The organism is Bacillus sp. FSL K6-2869, from assembly GCF_040869405.1.
GTDB classification, from domain to species: Bacteria; Bacillota; Bacilli; order Bacillales; family Bacillaceae; genus Bacillus; species Bacillus altitudinis.
The window spans coordinates 3363467-3379603 of sequence record NZ_CP152035.1 but is presented as its reverse complement, the minus strand read 5'-3'; the positions used below and the strand labels follow the sequence as shown (position 1 = coordinate 3379603).

Below are 16137 nucleotides of genomic sequence, written 5' to 3'. Positions count from 1 at the left end.
TGCGTTAATGCGGAAGAATGAATCCGCCATATAAAAATGCAGCCACAATTAGAAAGGCAGGGTGCAATTTGAATTTGGTCATAAAGAAAAATGAAATGGCGGCAATGGCAAGTGATTGTGTCCAGCCAATGGCTTTCACGGCATCTCCGCCAATTTCCCATGTTAATAAAAGCATCATCATCGCAATGACAGGCTGCACAGATAGGGTCATGCCTTTGACGACAGAAGATTGGCGAAAACGGTCAATGAGTTTTAGCAGTAAGATCAATCCGATTGCAGACGGCAGGACCGTGGCAAGCAGTGCAACGATAAAGCCTGGCCATCCCATGACATCATAGCCTACATAAGCCGCAATTTTCGTAGCGATTGGACCTGGAAGTGCGTTGGCTAATGCGAGCATATTGGAGAACCCTTCGTTCGTCATCCAATGAAAATGATTGACGATTTCTTCATAATTGAGCGGAATGGAGGCAGGTCCTCCGCCATACCCTAACAGATTGGATAAGAAGAATGCCCAGAATAAAAAGAGAATCAGCATCACGAAGACACTCCTTTCTCTTTATTTGTTCGAGTCCAGCGATCTTTCAGTTTAAAATGAAAGGCACCATAACATAAAAAGATGATGACAATGATTCCTGGATGAATCGAGAGTACTTGAAGACCGACAAATGCCAATAGGAATAGGGCGATTCCGAAGATCATGCCGAAGCCCTTCAACGCTTTTTGTCCAAATTCATATGCCATCATTCCTAACAGAACGGCAATCACTGGTGTCACAGCACCGATCATATTTTGAATGATGACTGAAGAGCTTAAGACGCTGACAAGTGTAACAAGTGCCACCATAGCGAGACATGTCGGTAAAATATGTGCAGCTGTTGCAACAATGGCGCCAGATACACCTTTTAATCGATAGCCGAGGTATGCCGACATTTTCGTAGCAATCGGTCCGGGTAATGCGTTGGCGATGGCGAGTGTTTCTCCAAATTCGTCATCATTGATCCATTTGTATTTGACGACCGCTTCATGGCGAATGAGCGGGATGACAGAAGGTCCTCCGCCAAATCCCAGAATACCGGTTCGTACCATGGCGATCATGAGTTCAAGATATGATTGCAAGTGGTTCAACTCCTATCTACAATTTCATGCCCATTCGGCTTTTATATCGTTTAATGAGCATTTGACAGTCAACACTGACGACGCCTTCAAGCGGGTACAGCTTCTTTGTCAGGAACGTCTCCATTTCCTGTTCATTTTGAAAAATGCCATGCATATGCAGCTTGCTTGGTCCTGTCATATGATAAAGGCTTGTGACGGCTGTTTCCTGCTCAAGCTGAAGGGCGACTGTTTCTAAACATTTCGGCTCAACCTCTACGTTAAAAAAGACAGAGACATGAATGCCGATCTTTGCTGGATTAATGACAGCGGTGAATCGTTCAATGACACCTGCTTCAATGAGTTGCTGAATACGGGCTTGTACAGCAACACGGGAAAGGCCGACTTGTTTCCCTAGATCCGTGTAGGACATACGCCCGTCCTCGTGTAATAAGGAAAGAATTTGTTTATCTCTTTCATCTAATGTTAAGTTTGGAATGCGATATTCATGTGCCACCGTATAACCACCTTTCTTCTGTTGATATTCTATCATATTTTATTACGAATAGAATGTTTGATTTTTAATTGAGTAACGAAATGAAATAATAAAAGAAGATAATATATCTTTTTGCATAAAAAAATACCCCAGTATCACCGGGGTGTGTTCATTTTATTTTTCTGGGCTGCTTTCCGCACTGGCAATTTGCTGTGCAAGGTCAGCACGATCAATGTCTGCTTGGAAGAACTCCTGCGTATTTGGAAGGTGTAAATTCATGTGACGTTTTTGGGAAATTCGGATGGTCACTTGATCCACAGTGTAATCAAATACATGCCCGCCTAAGCTTCGATCATCATCAATAAAGTGGAGATGATATCCACTTACCGCAATGCCATGTGCGTACTGTGGTGTACGGAAGCCTGCGATCGTCCCGCGAATATTTTCAAAATCGAAAATAGGCTGTGACTTGACTGCCTCTACCATCGGAACGTAAGGTTTTTCCTGTTTTTCAACCGTACGGGTTTGAACCTTTTTGAATGACCCATCGATGCGGATCGCATAAAAGACATTCTTGCTCGGTAAGATTCGGTCGATTTCTTCCTCTAGCTCTTTGGACGTCATCGGTGCATCAATTCGATGAACGATGTCCGTTTCAAAGAATGCTAGAGAGCAGAATGGTGAATAATCTTGATCGGTTACTGGTGTGGCTGTTCCATCAGAGCGCAGTCGATAAAAAGCGCCATCAAAGCCGATTAGTTCCCCATCTAATTGATTGAATGTGCCAATGCCAAAATCACCATGCTCGGGAATATGTGATAGGGAGAAATCTCCATCGTATACGGCTTCCAGCAAGGAGGTCATGGTTGATACTTGATAGACCTCTTGCTTTTTGTCCTGCGGTATTGTGTTATTTTGTTGATTCATTGGGTGCATCATACCCATATCCGCTCACTCCTTTAACGTAATGTATCGAAGTCTTATCTGACGTTCGTTGTGTGTTTTTCACGAAAGGCTTCTGGCCATTTTTGACTGGCGAGGTCTGGGTTGTCTTGATAGTCTATCGGTATATCAATAATAACGGGCCCTTCTATGTTTATACCCTTTTGAAGGACAGTTGAAAGCTCTTCAGGTGAGTTGACACGTAATCCAGTTGCTCCAAAGCTTTCTGCATATTTTACTAAGTCGATCTGACCGAACTCAACACAAGACGTACGGTCATACTTCATTTCCTGCTGGAATGCCACCATATCGTATGTGCTGTCGTTCCAAACGAGATGAACGAGATTTGTTTTCATGCGCACGGCTGTTTCTAATTCCATGGCGGAGAAGAGAAAACCGCCATCACCTGAGACTGAAATGATCTTTTCATCTGGATTCAATATGGAGGCTGCAATCGCCCATGGTAATGCCACGCCAAGTGTTTGCATTCCGTTACTTACTAGGAACGTGTTCGGTTCATAAACACGGAAGTGGCGAGACATCCAAATGGCGTGCGATCCGATATCACATGTCACTTTCGTGTCATCTGGAATGATACGTCTCAACGTATGAATGACATCCAGCGGGTGTGATAAATGACTTTCTCTTTCTGGTGTTTTTTCGATATCACTTAACAGCTCTTGTAATTCTGTGACGAGATCTACGTTCTTTTTGCATAATGAAAGTGGAACGCTGTCGTGGGCTAGATGTTGCACCGTTTCAGATATATTGCCCACAAGCTCAAGCGTCGGTTCATAGAAATGGTCAATATCTGCCTGCATGTCATCCACATGGATGATTTGACGCTGCTGCGGTTTCAAATTCCAATGCTTCGGATCGTATTCGATTGGATCAAAGCCAATAGTTAAAATCACATCCGCTTTCTCAATGAGAAGGTCGCCTGGCTGATTACGGAATAAGCCGATTCTGCCCACATATTGAGCCTCAAGCTCTCTTGAGAGAACACCGGCTCCTTGGTACGTTTCGACAAATGGGATACCAAGTGTTTTTAATAATGTTCTTGTCGCATTTGCCGCAGCTGGACGGCTAGCTTTCATTCCCACAATTGCAACAGGTAAGTGCGCATTTTGAATTTTGGCGATGGCCGAACTGATGAGAGCATCCGGTGCAGGACCTAGTTCTGGAGAAGGGTGAGCAGACACTGGTGTTTGTGTGGTGTGTTCGGTCACGACATCTTGTGGAAAGCTGATAAATGCTGCCCCAGCTTGACCTCTTTGTGCCGCGCGAAAAGCATTTGTTAAGGCTTCTGGTATATTGTTTACGTCTTGTACTTCAACGCTATATTTTGTCACTGGTTTGAATAATGCCGCATTGTCGAGTGATTGATGTGTTCGTTTGAGCCGATCCGCACGGATGACGTTTCCAGCGATTGCAACAACAGGGTCACATTCTGTATTGGCTGTTAATAGACCTGTCGCTAAATTGGATGCGCCAGGACCTGATGTGACGAGACAAACGCCTGGTTTGCCAGTTAAACGACCGACAGCTGCTGCCATGAATGCCGCATTTTGTTCGTGTCTGCATAGCACAAGCTCTGGACCTCTGTCTTTTAATACATCAAATACTGCATCAATTTTTGCACCTGGAATCGCAAAAACATGGGTCACACCTTGGGCAATGAGCGTATCGACAATCAACTCTGCTCCTCGTTTTGTTAGGGGTTGTGTTTGAGAATTCATTTACCCCGCACTCCTTTCGGCAAGTAAAATTTTTTATGAAAATATATTTTCATGATATGATTTACTATACATTTCACAAAATAAATTTTCCAATATATGTTTAACGTAGTTTTAATATGTTTCACGAATAAGTGTTTGAGGAGTGAAAGGATGGAACTGAGACATTTGCAGTATTTTGTCACAGTCGCGGAGGAGCTGCATTTCGGCAGAGCGGCCGCACGATTGAACATGACACAGCCTCCACTTAGTCAGCAAATTAAGCAGTTTGAGGAAGAATTGGGATTTCCTTTGTTTCACCGGTCTAAAAGGGTGGTGGAGTTAACAGCTGCTGGAAAGGTTTTTTTACATGAGGTCCGGGGGGTGCTGCATCAGCTTGATAAAGCCGTTGATCATGCCCGGCATACGGCAAGAGGGGAGCTTGGGAAGATTATCATCGGTTTCGTTGGTACAGCGACATATGATATTCTGCCGCCAGTTGTCCGTGAATTCAGAGAGCGGTACCCCTCTGTCAGTATTGAGCTGCAACAGCTCTCTGTCCCGCAGCAGCTTGAGGCGCTTTTGAATGGTGAGATTGATATTGGTTTTTTGCATCCTACATCACCGCAAGAAGAATTGGTCAGTCGTTTAATGAAGCAAAGTGAATGTATTTTTGCGATTCCGAAAAACCATCCGCTGGCGGAAAAAGAAGCGGTCACGATTGAAGATATTCGTGATGAGCCGATTATTTCTTTATCAAAGGAATCATGGCCGTCCCTTTATCAGCATTTTGTCCTACTTTGTGAAAAGTACGGATTTTCACCCAATATCGTGCAGGAAGCAGCAGAATATCAAATGGTCATTGGGCTTGTCACAGCGGGAATCGGAATTGCTATCATTCCAACATCGGCCCGGCGTTTATTTAATTTAGATGTGGTGTATCGGTCAATTGAAGGTGAGGAGCTACTCGCAGAATGGACCATTTCTTATAGACGAGAAAATCATAATCCGGCATTGTTTCATCTTGTCCATCATATTCTCCATCGCGGTGAGCCGGAATAAGGGAAGAGAGAACGGGGTATGGTATGATGTCGTTACATACAAGAGGAGGCATGTCTGAAGTGATTACATTACAAATGGATCAGTTGTCACGAAAAGAAGCATATAAAGTATTATCTGGTTCCGTCGTTCCAAGACCCATTGCATTTATTACAAGCCTTTCTAAAGAAGAAGTCGTCAATGCTGCACCATTTAGTTTCTTTAATGTCATCAGTGGCCATCCTCCGCTGATCGCTGTTTCTATTGGACGTCGTCAAGGAGAGATGAAAGATACAGCAAAACATATCATCGACAGGGAAGAATTTGTTGTCCATGTGAGTGATGAAGCGATGATTGAAGATATAAATGAAACAGCTGCTACTTTGCCAGAGGAAGAGAGTGAGCTGACTCGTACCGGTCTTCATCAAGTGAAGAGCAGCGTGGTGTCAGTGCCAGGAATCAAGGAAGCACGCATTCGCTTTGAATGTCAGCTGGAAAAACATCTGACCTTTCAAAATGATGAAGGGGAGATCACAGTCGATCATATCATTGGCCGGGTGGTGTGCGCGCATTTAGATGAATCCGTCTATGATGCGGAAAAAGGATATATTTTTACGAATGAATTAAAGCCAGTTGCACGTTTAGCGGGGAATGATTATGCCCATTTAGGTACGCCATTTGTACTGAAGAGGCCGGAATAACATCTAAAACCCCCGAGGCTATCGGGGGTCCAGCGTGTAGACAAACCCTCGCATTCTTTGTCAGTCCTGCGCTTCGGTGCTCACGAATGTCAATTCGCTCTGCTCCGGTGCTCGTCCTTCCTAGACTGCAAAGGTTTTCTATCACGCTGAAAAGAAGACAAAGGGCTAAAATAAAGTTCATTTCAGCCTTTGTCTACAATCTAAAACCCCCGAGGCTATCGGGGGTTTAGTATTTATTTCTTTTGTTCTAGTTTCAATGGTGCGGCGATATTTTTTTCTACCTTTTTGCCTTTTAATACATCGTCAGCAGCGCCGACTGCCAGTTGACCGATCAGCTCTGGCTGCTGCGCGACTGTTGCAGATAGTTTTCCTGCTTTGATCGAGTTGAGTGCATCTTCATTACCGTCGAAACCGACGACAAGAATGTCTTTTCCAGAGCTTTGGATGGCCTCTAGTGCGCCAAGTGCCATTTCATCATTGTGGGCAAAAACAGCTTTGATGTCAGGGTTTCCTTGAAGAAGGTTTTCCATCACGTTGAGCCCTTTTGTCCGGTCGAAGTCAGCGGCTTGTTTTGCTGTGACATCTAACTGTTTGTCTGCAATTTGATGGAAACCTTTTCCTCGTTCACGTGTCGCAGAAGCACCTGGTACACCTTCTAGTTCAGCCACTTTTGCGCCTTTACCAACCTTGTCGATGATAAAGTTAGCCGCCATTTCGCCGCCTTTGATGTTATCGGAAGCAACGAGCGCTTCAACCTTTCCGCTTTCTGCGGAGCGGTCTAATGTGATGACCGGTATGTCTGAAGCATTCGCAGATTCGACAGCCGTTGATATGGCAGAGGAATCGGCTGGGTTAATGAGTAATGCATCGACACCTTGTTGAATTAAATCTTCTACATCACTTGTTTGTTTGGCTGAATCATTTTGTGCATCGGCAATGACAACTTCGATGCCAAGCTTTTTTGCTTCTTTTGTCACGCCGTTTTTAAGAGAAACGAAGAATGGGTTATTTAAAGTCGAGATCGACAGTCCGATTTTTATGTCTTTTTTCTTGCCATCCTTTGTTGATTTGGCCCACTCTGGCGGTTCAAGCGAGCAGGCAGAAAGCATGAATAATGAGAGAGTCACGAGCAGGATTACATATTTTTTCATAGCAGCTGCCTCCTTAAGCAGATTTCTTTCTGTCGAGTAGGACTGCAATCAAGATGACAATCCCTTTCACAACAGACTGATAGAATGATGAAACACCAAGTAAGTTCATACCATTGTTCAAGACACCAATAATGAGCACCCCGATGAGTGTGCCGACAATTCGTCCTCTTCCGCCGGATAGGCTTGTCCCGCCAAGTACAACGGCAGCAATTGCATCAAGTTCATACGACGTACCAGCTGTTGGTTGGGCTGAGTTGAGACGAGATGTTAAGATTGCACCTGCTAAAGCAGACATAAAGCCGGCTAATGAGTAAATCATGATTTTGACGCGTGGTACTTTAATACCTGAGATGAGGGCTGCTTTTTCATTTCCGCCAATGGCATACGTTCTTCTGCCAAAAGGTGTTTTATGAAGCAAGACCCAAAGTACGATAAAGGTGAGAAGCATGGTGATCGCTGGAACAGGAATGCCTAAGAAATATCCACGGCCAAATAGCTGAAATGCATAGTTAGAGCCAAGCCCTGTAATTGGGTTTCCGTCTGTATAAACAAGCGTCAATCCTCTGAAAATCGTCATCGTCGCAAGTGTTGCGATAAAAGGAGCCATTTTTCCTTTTGTGATTAAAAGACCGTTGATCATTCCAAGGATGGCACCGATGATACATCCAACGATGATGGCAAGAATCGGGTCCAAACCAGATACAATAAAGCCGGCAGTCAGAGCACTAGACAGCGCTAGAATGGCACCGACAGACAAATCAATTCCTCCGGTTAAAATAACAAACGTCATGCCAAAGGCAATGAGGGCGTTAATGGAGATTTGTCTGAGTAAGTTTAAAATGTTTAATGGTTCTAAAAAGGCCGGATTTAAAATAGAAACAATGGCAACAAGGATGATGAGTCCTAAGAATGGCCCAAGCTTTTGCATGATGTTGTCAAATCGTCCATTTGAAGTAAGTGGTTTCATGTTACTTCCCTCCTGTAGCTAGTGTCATAATTCGTTCTTGTGTAGCTTCTGTTTTACTTAATTCTCCGCTGATAGTTCCTTCATGGATAACAAGCACTCGATCGCTCATCCCAAGAACTTCTGGGAGTTCAGAGGAGACCATCAAAATCGCAACGCCTCGATCCGTCAGCTCGTTCATGAGCTGATAAATTTCTCGTTTCGCCCCGACGTCGACGCCTCTTGTCGGTTCATCTAAAATGAGTACCTTCGGCTGAATGCCGATCCATTTGGCGATGACGACCTTTTGCTGATTTCCACCGGACAGGCTGCGTGCAGAAATTTCAGATGAAGCGGTTTTGATCGTGAGTCGTTTGATGAGCAGGTCAACAAAATCCTGTTCGTTTTTCTTATCAATCAGCCCCTTTGGAGAGAAGCTGTCTAAGTTAGGCAAGCCGATGTTTTCCCGAATGGATGCATCCAGCATCAGTCCTTCATCTTTACGATCCTCCGTGATAAAACCGATGCCAAGTTTGACTGCATCACTTGGTTTTTTAATGACAGCCTTTTTCCCATGAACCCAAATTTCTCCTTGATCCAGGGGATCGAGTCCAAAGAGCGACCGCATCATTTCCGTCCGGCCAGCACCCATTAAGCCTGCAACACCGACAATTTCTCCAGCTTTGACGGAAAAACTGACATCTTGAAAGCGGCCTTTCCTCGTTGCTTGCTTCACTTCTAGGACGGTATCACCAGTAGAAGGTGTGCGTTCAGGGTAACGATCGGTTAATTCGCGGCCGACCATTTTTTTGACGACTTCATGGAAATTCGTGTCCGGTATCGCTTTCGTATCGACCGTTTTCCCGTCACGCATGATGGTTATTCGGTCACAGATGGCGAAGATTTCTTCCATCCGGTGAGAAATGTAGACGATGGAAACGCCTTCTTTTTTGAGTGATTCAATGACCTGAAATAGCTTTTCAATCTCACGGTCTGTGAGAGCAGCTGTTGGTTCATCCATAATAATGACCTTTGCATCGGTCATTAACGCTTTCGCAATCTCAATCATCTGCTTTTGTCCGACAGAACAGCTTCCTGCCTCTTGATCGAGCGAGAGGTTGACAGACAATCGGTCGAGCTGCGCTTGGGCGAGGGTTTTCATTTTCTTGGTGTCTAGGAGACCAAGTGTTGTATAGATTTCTTTCCCGATAAATAAATTCTCGAGTACCGTCATATCAGGCCATATATTCAGCTCCTGATGAATGAAGGCAATCCCGTTCTGCTCGGCTTCTTTCGGATTTTTGAAAGCGGTTTCTTTTCCGTCGATTTGAATCGTTCCTTGATCCAGGGAATAGAGTCCTGTCAGCAGATTCATTAACGTTGATTTTCCTGCCCCGTTTTCACCCATTAGTGCATGGACTTCACCTGTGACGAGGTCAAAGGAGACCCCGGCGAGAACGGTGTTTTTTCCAAAGGTCTTATGGATGTTATGCATTTCAATGTTCATAAGTGGCTCCTCCTTTTAAAAGATGACACCGGCATGAAGAATGCAGTTTGCGTATGGGGTGGCTTCACCCGTTCGAATCACTGCTTTTGCCTGTTTGGTCATGTCTTTAAATGTCTCGTGATCGACTTCATCTAACGGATGTGAGAACGCTTTCTTTAGAAATGAATGATCTCTCTCATTGGCTTCTTTGATTTCACTGGCGATCGTGATGTGTTCAACGGCCATTTCCTCAAGAAGAAGGGAAGTAACCTCCTGAAAGGATGGTGTGCCGATGGATAATGCAAGGTCGATCTTGACCGGGCCTTCTGGAATGGGCAGGCCGCAGTCTGCAATGACAATCGTATCTGTATGACCAAGGTCAGCAAGTACCTTGGCGATATGACTATTTAAAATACCATTTTTCTTCATTTCTTATTCTCCAATTCTTCTCTTGCTGGCATGCCGCCTTGGGCACCAAATTTTGTGACTGAGATAGATGCGGCTAAGTTGGCAAAGGCAAGTGCGTCGTATAGGGAATTTCCTTCTGTTAGTGCTACAGCCAGAGCGCCGTTAAAGGTATCGCCAGCCCCTGTTGTGTCGACGGCTTTCACAGGATAGCCCGGTACCAACACTTCTTTTGATCCATCAAAGTAACGAACCCCATTTTTTCCTTCTGTAATGAGTAATTTGTTTGGATATTGTCGCAAAGCCTCTGCTATGGTGAGTCCATCAAACATAAGAGCTGCTTCGTGTTCGTTTGGCGTGATATAGGCAGCTTGATCTAATATTTGCTGAGAGACTTTGCGAGCTGGTGCGGGATTTAAGATGACTGGGATCCCTTTTTCGCTGCAAATGGTGCAGACGGCTTCGACTGTTTCTTCAGGAATTTCCTGCTGGATGAGGACGATTCCGATATTTTCAATAGAAGAAAGCGCATCTTTTACATAATGAGGTGTTACCTCATTGTTTGCTCCTTTGACGACAACAATGCTGTTATCTCCTTCAGCTAAAATGATATGAGCTGTTCCGCTTTCCATTTCGGTAACCGGTTTCATATAGGTGGTGCGAACACCTTGTGCTTGCAAATTGCTCATAATGTCCTGACCATATGCGTCATCACCAACTCGGCCGATCATATATACATCTGCACCGAGCCTTGCGCTTGCTACTGCTTGATTGGCTCCTTTTCCCCCAGGAACCGTTTTAAATGATTCACCTAGGACGGTTTCTCCTGCATTGGGACGCTTATTCGATGTGACAACTAGATCCATGGAACAACTTCCTACGACAACTATTTGACTCATTGTGAATCCACCTTTCTTGTGGTCTCTCGTTCAATAAAAGAGACGGGCATTTGAATAACTGCTTGATCTATTGGCTGTTTTTGAATGGCTTTAATGATCAGCTTTGCGGCTTCTTTCCCCATATCATAGGCAGGCTGCCGGATCGTTGATAGAGAAGGGAAGAGCAGTTCACTTTGCGGAATATCATCAAATCCAATGATTTGGACGTCTTTTGGAATGGCTTTTCCAATACGAAGCGCTTCGTGTACGACGGCTGCTGCGACGATGTCATTGCTGGCAATGATGCCATCTGTTTCAGGGTACAGCTTGAAAAGAGCCTTGGCGCTTTTTCGGGCTTCCTGAAAAGAAAAAGAAGCGTTAGACATCACATGAAAGTTAGCACCTTCTTCAGTCAGAACATCAAGTGCGCCTTTGAATCTTTGCCGCGCCGTTTGAAGATGAGCGGGCCCTTTTAGCAATGTGATCTGCTGACTGCCGCGTTTGATTAATTCCATTGCAGCCATTTTCCCGCCTGCCGTAGCATCTGCAAACACAGAAGGCGCATTTGGAACGGTACGATCTAAGAAGACAACAGGCAGTTCATCATTATTGTACAAATCCGATTCAGGTTCGTTTGTGACAGCGATGACACCGACCACCTGGTTTTGCTTAAAGGTTTGTAAATAGGCCATTTCCTTCTCCCGATCTTCATCACTGTTTCCGAATAATAAGCGAAAACCGTTTGCATGAATCTCATCCTCAACGCCTCTAGCCAGCTGAGGGAAGAAGGGGTTTGTGATATCAGGTAAGATGAGACCAACTAATCTTGATTCTCTTTTAAAAAGGGATCGTGCCACTTCATTGGGGAAGTAGTTTAGCTCCTGCATCGCTTGTGTCACACGGGTTTTCGTATCAATATGGACGTATCCAGTATCATTGAGCACGCGTGAAACAGTTGCAACAGACACTTGAGCAGCTTTTGCAACATCTTTAATTGTAGCCAATGGAGTGCCTCCCTTCTTTGATGTGTAACCGTTTACACAGATAGATTATCACGAAAGCATTGAAAAAACAATCTTAAAAAAATAAAAAAAGAAAAGAAAGAGGTCGTCTTCCTTTTCTTAACTAATAATGCCTGTTTGGGTAATGTTCACTTTGATTTTTGGGATGATTTTCACTTTTGGATAATCGGTGACCCAATTCATTTTCATATACTCATCATAATGTCTGACTCTGTATTTTCTGCCGAGGCTTAGCACATCGGAATTCGCATCTTGCAGGGCAGCGATAATTTTTTCTGCTTCTTTTGTCAAAATGACTGATAGCTTTTTGTTGAGCATTTCAATTTTTTTATCTGTATCTAGATTATCTTTTGGGTACTCAAGGACAGAAGTATTAAATTCAAATTTGAGTGAGTATGTTAAGTTTCGATGATCAGGATTCAGAATTTTGATGTCTCTCTTCACATCAGTGACTTGGATGGTGATGTAATTGTTTTCTTTTGACTTCATGTCACTTCTCACTTTTTTAGTGAAGTTCGCATACTTGCCCATTTTCCCGTCCATTACGGTGAGCAGAATCGCATCTTGACCATACAGCTCGCCTTTCTTCTTCTCATTATCAAATAGAGCAACCCCTTTGACATTGATTAATTTCTTCGATTGATCAAAATAGATTAACGGCAGTGTGAAGTCCTCTCCAGTTTGGAGCATCTTAGATCGAATACTTTGGATGTTTTTAGGTGCTACTTGGGAGGAGCGTGATGCGGTTGTGATCAAGTTATTTAAATAGTCACTCACGATGAGTTTTTCCTTCAGCAGCGAGTTAATCACTTCTTCACAGGTCCCCCCTTGAACAACGGCAAGATTTGCGAGGAGGGGACTTTTTGGATCACGATAAAACATATCTAAGTAGGGCAGAAGACGATTTTGGGCAAATTCATCACCGATCAGCATCACCCGCATTTTCGACATGTCTATTTTTTGATCCACAATCCGGCTGAAGTTGGTTCTCGCTTTTCTTAAAGTAGGGGCTTCAGTTGTGAGAAGAGTGGTTAAAAAGCTACCTGTATTTCCTTGTTCCATACTTTGAGACTGCTGCACCTTTCGATAAGTAATCGAGTATCTTGCATTTTCATCCTCTCCTTGATCAACAGCGGAGGTTAACACAAGAGAGATGTTCTTTAATAAATTTTGATCCCAGCAGCCAGGCATGAATATGAGAGAAACACACATGAGCAACGTCAGTATGTACTTATGACGCATGTGATTTCACCTTCCCTTTGCGATGTTTGATAAAGATGATAATGGCCATAAAGATTGGGAGTGTGTAAATAAATGAATATTGAGCGATGGTGGTAAAATCATTAAAACGCTGAATTCTAAAATTATCGGTTGCAAGGTAACAGCTAGCCGCATAGATCAAAATGGCAAAATAAAAGACATATTTTTTGTGTTCTTTTTTCTTAAGAATACTTGCCACGCCATTCGCACAAAAGTAAAGGTAATTGCTGAGTGTGGCAAGAATGATAAATACCCAGAAACTGAGAAAGATCAAGTCTGTTCGCTCAATCACACCGAACGAAATGGTTTTTAACAGATAAAGAACAGGATTTGGAATGATTTTAAGCTCAATCGGGCTGAAAAACATAAAACAAATCACTGTGATAAATAGGTAGTAAAGAGTCGTGCATATATTGGCAATGGTCATGACCTTGTATCGCGCTTTAATGGTGCCTTTCATCAGTGGAGAAATGATCAGAATCATCTCAAATCCATTCATAGATAATACAACATCCTTCAATCCAAGCTGAAATTGAGAGAAGTCCGTTTGGAAAAAGGGCATAAGGTAGTCGATATTGGTTCCTTTTAATGAATACAGCATGATGAGAGACAACAAGAGTAAAAAAGGAGTAAGAATAAAGTTGAATCTGACAATCGCTGTAATTTGTTCCTTGGCGATGTAAAGGATGGATATCATGAGTAGTAGGTTGATGACCCAATTGGGTGTAAGTGGTAAAACCCATATACCCAGAATTCTCGTGAAAATAGATAGAACGACAATACAGACTGAGGCGAAATAAATTGTATAAAGAGCCACTAAGATTCGCCCAATCCATTTTCCAAAAACCTCAATTAACGCCTCGAAAAATGATGTCTCAGGATATTTGTGAATGATATATATAAAAATGGTATTGATGATTTGGATAAAAAAACATGCCAAAATGATAGCCATCCAGCCATCATGCCCCATATCTTTCATGAGCAAATGAGGCAGGGCTAAAATACCGACACCAATTTGAGATTGAATGATAAAAAAGACAGCTTGAGATGGAGATATTTTATTTTTCATCTTGATTTTTCCATCCTCTCAAATTTTCAATTTGCTCTTTCTTTTTTGGATTTAAGTAAACAGGGCGCTTTTTATACATCCACATCGGTAACCGAATCACAGTGTCTTTTAAGTCCTGCCAGTTAAATGGAGCTACTGGAGATAAATACGGGACACCTAGTGATTCAAGGCGGCATAAATTCATCAGGACGATCGACAGGCCGAATGAAATGCCAATAAACCCAAACATCGATGCCATGAACATGAGGGGAAAACGCAGCATCCTGATGGTAGACGTCATTTCAAACGAAGGAAGAACAAAGGAAGCAACAGCGGTCACGGCGACCACAACGATAAGAACATTCGAAATGAGTCCAGCTTTTACAACAGCGTCCCCAATAACCAAACCGCCTACAATTCCAATCGTCTGACCAATTGGCTTTGGCAGTCGCACCCCTGCTTCTCGTATGAGCTCAATCGTAATCTCCATCAGCATTGCTTCTATTAAAGGCGGAAAAGGAATGCCGATAATGGAATTTTTCATCGTAATCGCTAATTCATCCGGGACTACCTCATAATGAAAGCCGATGACTGCTATATAAAAAGAAGGCAAAATCACAGCGATGATACAGGCAATATAACGAAGAATACGAATAAACGTAGCTGGAATCCAGCGACTATTGTAGTCATCTGGTGATTGAAAGAAGCTAAAGAACGTAATAGGCAGAATGATAGCCATTGGGCTGCCGTCCATTAAGACGACAATTCTTCCTTCAAGAATGGCGGATCTCACTTTGTCAGGTCGTTCTGTGTCAATAAGCTGCGGGAAGATGGAATACGAATCATCCTCAATCGCCTCTACAATAGAACCGGGGCTAAGCAGCGTGTCTACTTTAATAGAAGAAATTCGTTTGTTAACCTCATCTATCTTTTCTTGATTGGCAATATCAGAAATATAAACCGTCGCAACCTTTGTTTCAGATTTTGTACCGACCTTATGATACTGGATTGCAAGTTTTCGATCATTTAAGTGTGAACGCAGCAAATATAAATTGGTATCTAAACTCTCAACAAACCCATCATGTGCGCCTGCAATAATACTTTCAGAAGAAGGTTCAGAAATGGAACGCAGTGGCGGCTGCCCGACAGCAAATATTTTAATCTGTGCGGATTTTTCATCAAGGAAGGCAATACTTCCGGCAATAATGCTGTCGACAATCAGCGTCAAGTCACCTGTTTCGAGTGAACTAAGAGATTTTGCATAGTCCTGTTTTCCAGGAGGGCCAAGCAAGTTGCCAATAATGAAGTTGTTTAATTTACTTTCATCCACTCTTGTTTTAATAAAAAACAGCACTGATTTCGTTTCATTCACCATCAATTCCCGGTATTCAAAATCAGCGCTTTGCTGAAATGCTTTTTTCAGAATCCGAATCTTTTCCTCAAAACCACCTGATAAAAAGTGTAAGCGTGTTTGTTCATTCGTATTTGGCATCTTTAGCCTCCTCTCACAGATTTTTTAACCATAGTGTAAGCCGAGAAGATGATTTTATGCGTCATCTTTAGGGAAAGCATGACACGCACCGACAACTTTCAACTAAAATCACATTAAAAATGTTAAGAAATGATGAATCTTGATAAAAAGAAATGAATAATGTTTCATTGTTTAGGTCATAAGGAGTGAATATCGTAAAAAGAGTCTATAACAAAATGATTAATCTTTGACATCTTATCCCAATTTTTTGTGACCTGAAAATAAGCAGATGACTTGATTTTTTGATAGGTGACCTTTGTCATAGGTCAACACATAGCGTTCTGACCAATGAGGATGACTTTCTAACCTGTTCATTTAAAAATATAAAATATTCTAAAACACGCACTATTCATTTAAAGCGCTGATATGACTGATTTCATAGAGATGAGAGGGCTTTAAAACATTGATTCAAAATACATCTTAATA

At 42.9% G+C, this 16137-nt stretch carries 16 protein-coding genes; 2 read left to right on the top strand and 14 right to left on the bottom strand.

The annotated features are described in order from the left end of the window. Positions 1–4: 4 nt before the first annotated feature. The 5 genes from MHI58_RS17450 to alsS form a co-directional block, all read right to left on the bottom strand. Positions 5–538, bottom strand: a complete 534-nt coding sequence (locus tag MHI58_RS17450; protein WP_007497548.1) for a chromate transporter — start codon at positions 536–538, stop codon at positions 5–7. After that, on the bottom strand, positions 538–1098 hold the full coding sequence (locus MHI58_RS17445; RefSeq protein WP_039963093.1) for a chromate transporter: 561 nt from the start codon (positions 1096–1098) through the stop codon (positions 538–540). The genes MHI58_RS17450 and MHI58_RS17445 overlap by 1 nt, the downstream gene beginning before the upstream one ends. Positions 1099–1135: 37 nt before the next feature. Beyond that, positions 1136–1612, bottom strand: a complete 477-nt coding sequence (locus MHI58_RS17440; RefSeq protein ID WP_017360010.1) for an Lrp/AsnC family transcriptional regulator — start codon at positions 1610–1612, stop codon at positions 1136–1138. Positions 1613–1765: 153 nt separating this feature from the next. Then, a complete protein-coding gene (budA, locus tag MHI58_RS17435; protein WP_234710284.1) occupies positions 1766–2518 on the bottom strand; it encodes an acetolactate decarboxylase in 753 nt (250 codons plus the stop codon). 53 nt (positions 2519–2571) lie between these two features. Then, entirely contained in the window at positions 2572–4272 is a 1701-nt protein-coding gene (alsS, locus tag MHI58_RS17430; RefSeq protein WP_368004347.1) for an acetolactate synthase AlsS, read from the bottom strand. A gap of 150 nt (positions 4273–4422) precedes the next feature. Here alsS and alsR point away from each other — a divergent pair, with 150 nt between their 5' ends. Then, complete coding sequence (alsR, locus tag MHI58_RS17425) at positions 4423–5310, top strand: acetoin biosynthesis transcriptional regulator AlsR (RefSeq protein ID WP_045033949.1); 888 nt, start codon at positions 4423–4425, stop codon at positions 5308–5310. Positions 5311–5369: 59 nt separating this feature from the next. After that, positions 5370–5987 (top strand): flavin reductase family protein, encoded by a 618-nt coding sequence (locus tag MHI58_RS17420; protein ID WP_024718717.1) that lies wholly within the window; start codon positions 5370–5372, stop codon positions 5985–5987. A 233-nt stretch (positions 5988–6220) separates the two neighbouring features. On the opposite strand, the gene rbsB is transcribed toward MHI58_RS17420, so the two are convergent. The 9 genes from rbsB to MHI58_RS17375 all read right to left on the bottom strand — a co-directional run bounded on the left by rbsB (position 6221) and on the right by MHI58_RS17375 (position 15672). Next, positions 6221–7138, bottom strand: a complete 918-nt coding sequence (rbsB, locus tag MHI58_RS17415) for a ribose ABC transporter substrate-binding protein RbsB (protein ID WP_045033951.1) — start codon at positions 7136–7138, stop codon at positions 6221–6223. A 13-nt stretch (positions 7139–7151) separates the two neighbouring features. Then, entirely contained in the window at positions 7152–8105 is a 954-nt protein-coding gene (gene rbsC, locus MHI58_RS17410) for a ribose ABC transporter permease RbsC (protein WP_007497532.1), read from the bottom strand. 1 nt (position 8106) lies between these two features. Beyond that, the gene (locus tag MHI58_RS17405; protein WP_045033952.1) at positions 8107–9588 is read right to left on the bottom strand and encodes a sugar ABC transporter ATP-binding protein; all 1482 of its coding nucleotides are present in this window, start codon (positions 9586–9588) and stop codon (positions 8107–8109) included. 15 nt (positions 9589–9603) lie between these two features. Continuing rightward, positions 9604–9996 (bottom strand): D-ribose pyranase, encoded by a 393-nt coding sequence (rbsD, locus tag MHI58_RS17400; protein ID WP_045033953.1) that lies wholly within the window; start codon positions 9994–9996, stop codon positions 9604–9606. Then, the gene (rbsK, locus tag MHI58_RS17395; protein WP_041507884.1) at positions 9993–10871 is read right to left on the bottom strand and encodes a ribokinase; all 879 of its coding nucleotides are present in this window, start codon (positions 10869–10871) and stop codon (positions 9993–9995) included. Before rbsK ends, rbsD begins: the two co-directional genes overlap by 4 nt. Next, a complete protein-coding gene (locus tag MHI58_RS17390; RefSeq protein ID WP_041507883.1) occupies positions 10868–11854 on the bottom strand; it encodes a LacI family DNA-binding transcriptional regulator in 987 nt (328 codons plus the stop codon). The genes rbsK and MHI58_RS17390 overlap by 4 nt, the downstream gene beginning before the upstream one ends. Before the next feature lie 117 nt (positions 11855–11971). Continuing rightward, entirely contained in the window at positions 11972–13114 is a 1143-nt protein-coding gene (locus tag MHI58_RS17385) for a Ger(x)C family spore germination protein (protein WP_041507882.1), read from the bottom strand. Beyond that, the gene (locus tag MHI58_RS17380; protein ID WP_041507881.1) at positions 13104–14201 is read right to left on the bottom strand and encodes an endospore germination permease; all 1098 of its coding nucleotides are present in this window, start codon (positions 14199–14201) and stop codon (positions 13104–13106) included. The genes MHI58_RS17385 and MHI58_RS17380 overlap by 11 nt, the downstream gene beginning before the upstream one ends. Next, on the bottom strand, positions 14191–15672 hold the full coding sequence (locus MHI58_RS17375; RefSeq protein ID WP_045033954.1) for a spore germination protein: 1482 nt from the start codon (positions 15670–15672) through the stop codon (positions 14191–14193). Before MHI58_RS17375 ends, MHI58_RS17380 begins: the two co-directional genes overlap by 11 nt. Positions 15673–16137 lie beyond the last annotated feature (465 nt).

Excerpts from the sequence above, each read along its gene's own strand:
- budA (WP_234710284.1), bottom strand. The coding sequence starts at position 2,518 with ATGAATCAACAAAATAACACAATACCGCAGGACAAAAAGCAAGAGGTC.
- alsR (WP_045033949.1), top strand. The coding sequence starts at position 4,423 with ATGGAACTGAGACATTTGCAGTATTTTGTCACAGTCGCGGAGGAGCTG.
- MHI58_RS17375 (WP_045033954.1), bottom strand. The coding sequence starts at position 15,672 with ATGCCAAATACGAATGAACAAACACGCTTACACTTTTTATCAGGTGGT.
- alsS (WP_368004347.1), bottom strand. The coding sequence starts at position 4,272 with ATGAATTCTCAAACACAACCCCTAACAAAACGAGGAGCAGAGTTGATT.
- MHI58_RS17450 (WP_007497548.1), bottom strand. The coding sequence starts at position 538 with ATGCTGATTCTCTTTTTATTCTGGGCATTCTTCTTATCCAATCTGTTA.
- rbsB (WP_045033951.1), bottom strand. The coding sequence starts at position 7,138 with ATGAAAAAATATGTAATCCTGCTCGTGACTCTCTCATTATTCATGCTT.
- rbsK (WP_041507884.1), bottom strand. The coding sequence starts at position 10,871 with ATGAGTCAAATAGTTGTCGTAGGAAGTTGTTCCATGGATCTAGTTGTC.
- rbsD (WP_045033953.1), bottom strand. The coding sequence starts at position 9,996 with ATGAAGAAAAATGGTATTTTAAATAGTCATATCGCCAAGGTACTTGCT.
- MHI58_RS17445 (WP_039963093.1), bottom strand. The coding sequence starts at position 1,098 with ATGATCGCCATGGTACGAACCGGTATTCTGGGATTTGGCGGAGGACCT.
- MHI58_RS17405 (WP_045033952.1), bottom strand. The coding sequence starts at position 9,588 with ATGAACATTGAAATGCATAACATCCATAAGACCTTTGGAAAAAACACC.
- MHI58_RS17380 (WP_041507881.1), bottom strand. The coding sequence starts at position 14,201 with ATGAAAAATAAAATATCTCCATCTCAAGCTGTCTTTTTTATCATTCAA.
- MHI58_RS17385 (WP_041507882.1), bottom strand. The coding sequence starts at position 13,114 with ATGCGTCATAAGTACATACTGACGTTGCTCATGTGTGTTTCTCTCATA.
- rbsC (WP_007497532.1), bottom strand. The coding sequence starts at position 8,105 with ATGAAACCACTTACTTCAAATGGACGATTTGACAACATCATGCAAAAG.